The following is a 3,599-nucleotide window of genomic DNA, read 5'->3' as shown; positions in this document are numbered from 1 at the left end:
CCGGGACGTCGGTCGCGGGCAACGCGATCGGCCGCGGCATCGTCATCGACTTCAGCCGCTACATGAACCAGGTCCTCTCGATCGACCCCGTCGCGGAGACCGCCATCGTGCAGCCCGGCGTGATCCAGGCCGACCTGCAGAAGGCAGCGGCCCCGCACGGGCTGCGGTTCGGGCCCGACCCGTCGACGAGCTCGCGCTGCACCATCGGCGGGATGATCGGCAACGACGCGTGTGGTGCGCGGTCGCTGGCCTACGGCCGTACGTCGCACAACGTGGTCGGCGTGACGGCCCTGCTGGCGGACGGCTCGGACCTGGTCACGGGCTACTCCGCAACGGGGGCTCCCGAATCCACGGGATCGGTGCTCGAGGACCTGCGGGCCGTCATCGCCGGCGACCTCGCCACCGCCCGCACCGAGTTCGGCACGTTCGGCCGCCACGTCTCCGGCATCGCGCTCCAGCACCTGGTCCCGGAGCGCGGCTTCGACGTGACCCGGGCGCTTGTCGGGTCCGAGGGCACCCTGGCCGTGATCACCGAGGCCACCGTGCGCCTCGTGCGCACCCCCGCCGCGCGCTCCCTCGTGGTGCTCGGCTTCGCCGACTTCCCGACCGCCGGCTTCGCGACCCCGGCGGTGCTGGAGTTCAAGCCCTCCGCCTGCGAAGGCCTCGACCGGCGGATCGTCGACGTCATCGTCGAGCGCCGCGGTCCGGACGCCGTGCCCCCGCTGCCCGCCGGTGATGCGTGGATGTTCGTCGAGATCTCCGGTTCCGACCCTGCCGAGGTACGACGCCAGGCGGGCCTGCTGGCCGCGGCCGGACTCGGGCTCTCCGCACTCGTGGTGGAGGACTCCGCCGAGATCGAGCGCCTGTGGCAGATCCGGGCCGATGGCGCGGGCCTCGCCGGCCGCGCGCCCTCCGGTCTCCCGGCGTGGGCCGGCTGGGAGGACACCGCCGTCCCGCCGGAGCACCTCGGCACCTACCTGACCGGTTTCGAGACGCTCCTCGAGCGCCACGGCCTGACCGCGATGCCGTTCGGCCACTTCGGCGAGGGCTGCATCCACGTCCGGATGGACTTCCCGTTCGGCGACCCCGACGGCCCGGAGCGCTATCGCGCCTTCATCAGCGAGGCCGCCGACCTGGTCACGTCGCTGGGTGGCTCGCTGTCCGGCGAGCACGGTGACGGGCGGGCCCGCAGCGAGTGGCTCGACAGGATGTACTCACCGGCCGCGCTGGGCCTGATGTCCGCCGTGAAGCACGTCTTCGACCCCACGTCGCTGCTCAACCCCGGCATCCTCGTCGACCCGGTCTCCAGCACCGCGGACCTCCGCTACTCGGCCTCCTCGCGCCTGACGAAGGGCCTCGCACTGGCCTATGCCAGCGACGGCGGCGACTTCGGCCAGGCCGTGCACCGCTGCACGGGCGTCGGCAAGTGTCGCGCCGACAACTCCGGCTCGGGCGGCGTGATGTGCCCGTCGTACCAGGCGACGAAGGAGGAGATCCACTCCACCCGTGGCCGCGCCCGGCTGCTGCAGGAGATCGTCAACGGCGAGAGCGCGATCTCCTGGTCCTCGCCCGCCGTGCACGAGGCGCTCGACCTGTGCCTGTCGTGCAAGGGCTGCGCGTCGGACTGCCCCACCGGCACGGACATGGCCAGCTACAAGGCCGAGGTGCTGCACCAGACCTACAAGCGCAAGCTGCGCCCGCGCACGCACTACTCCGTCGGCTGGCTCCCGCGCTGGGCGAAGGCCGGCTCGGCCACGCCGCGCCTGGCCAACACGATGATGAGCTGGAAGGCGGTGCGCATCCCGGCGTTGAAGGCCGCCGGGGTGGACACGCGGCGGCAGATGCCGGCGTTCGCCCGGCACACGTTCCGGAAGACCTTCCGCCGTACCTTCGGGGATTCCGCGGTGTCGACGTCCGGAGGCAAGCCGGTCGTCGTGTTCGTCGACTCCTTCACCAACCACTTCGCCCCGCAGGTCGCCGACGCGACCGTGGCCGTGCTGCGCTCGGCTGGTTTCGATCCGCGCATCACCCGGCACCAGGAGTGCTGCGGCCTGCCGTGGATCAGCACCGGCCAGCTCGACGGCGCCGCGAAGCGCCTGCGCTCGATGGTCGACGCGCTGGCTACGGACGCGCTCTCCGGTGTCCCGATCGTCGGCATCGAGCCGTCCTGCACCGCGGTGCTGCGGCACGAGCTCACCGAGCTTGTCCCGGGCGACGACGCCGCCGCGGTGTCCCGGGCAACGGTGACCCTGGCCGAGATCCTCGCCACCGAGCCGACCTGGACGCCGCCCGACCTGAGCGGGGTGTCCGTGGTCGCCCAGCCGCACTGCCACCACCACGCGATCATGGGCTGGTCGACCGACAAGTCCCTGCTGGAGCGGGCCGGTGCCACCGTCGAGGCGGTCGCCGGTTGCTGCGGCATGGCCGGCAATTTCGGTGTCGAGAAGGGCCACTACGAGGTGTCGGTCGCCATCGCGGAGGCCAACCTGCTGCCCGCCGTACGACGCTCTGTCGATGCCGCGCGCGAGCGGGTCGTGCTCGCGGACGGCTTCTCGTGCCGCACCCAGCTGGACGAGCTGGCACCCGAGGCGGCCCCGATCCACCTGGCCGAGCTGCTGGCCGGGCGAATCAGGGCCTGACCCCGCAGGACCGCTCAGGGAGTGGTGTTCGGCAGGACGGTGATCGACCCGGGGCTGACGACCGCGATGTCGGTGTCGCCGTCCTCGTCGTAGTCGGCCAGCACCGGGTTCTGCGGGAACGCAGCCGTGCTGAAGGTGCCGATCTTCCTCATGCCAGGCGTGCCGTTCCCGGCGAGCACCGTGAGGGTCCCGGACGCAGGGTTGGCCAGCGAGGAGACCACGAGGTCCTGGCGGCCGTCGCCGTCGAAGTCCGCGACGGCAGCGCTGGTCGGTCCGGGACCGCCGAACTGGAACGACGCCGGGACGAAGGACCGGAACTTCCCGGTGCCGTCGGTGAGCCCCGTGGAGAGGGAGAAGCTGAAGGAGCCGACCACGGCACCGTCGTCGTACCCGTCGCCGTCGAGGTCGATGGCCGCGACGTCCTCGGGGATGAAGGAGGTGCCGTACAGCGCGCCGGTCTGCCGGAAGGAACCGTTGCCGTTGCCGGTGAGCGCGAACAGGGTGCTCGAGCCGCCGTCGATCGCGAACAGGTCCGGCGTGCTGCCGGGGTCGAGGTGCGCGACGGCGATCGCGGACAGGACGAACGCGCCGGACACCGTGGTCCTCGGTCCGACCGTGAAGGTGCCTGACCCGTTGTTGACCAGGGTCTGGATCGCCGTGAACGTCGGCGCCACGACGTCGAGGTCACTGTCGCCGTCGAGGTCGACGACCAGGGGCTGGACCTGGCCGCCCAGGGTGAGCGGGGCGCGGCCGATCTCGGTGAAGCCACCCGAGCCGTTGCCCTTCAGGATGCGGGCCTCGGACACCGTCATCGCCACCAGGTCGACGACGCCATCGCCCGTGACGTCCCCGAGGTCGAGACCCTGCGTCTGGGTCGTGCCCGCCACCTTCGTCGCGGCGTCGAACGTGCCGTCGCCGTTGCCGAGGGAGACCCGGATGTCGCCGAAGGTGAAGTCGCCG

General features: G+C 71.9%; 2 protein-coding genes. One reads left to right on the top strand and one right to left on the bottom strand.

Going from position 1 to position 3,599, the window contains the following annotated elements; all coding sequences use genetic code 11:
* On the top strand, nt 1-2,639 hold a 2,639-nt coding region (locus ACOADB_RS27710), incomplete at its 5' end, for an FAD-binding and (Fe-S)-binding domain-containing protein (RefSeq protein WP_378606733.1).
* A gap of 14 nt (nt 2,640-2,653) precedes the next feature.
* On the opposite strand, the gene ACOADB_RS27705 is transcribed toward ACOADB_RS27710, so the two are convergent.
* Nucleotides 2,654-3,599 (bottom strand): FG-GAP repeat domain-containing protein (locus ACOADB_RS27705; RefSeq protein ID WP_378606730.1); only part of this gene is annotated, 946 nt, incomplete at its 5' end.

Source organism: Nocardioides sp. CPCC 206348, from assembly GCF_048654705.1.
GTDB lineage: Bacteria > Actinomycetota > Actinomycetes > Propionibacteriales > Nocardioidaceae > Nocardioides.
This window is presented reverse-complemented; position numbering and strand designations above follow the sequence as displayed.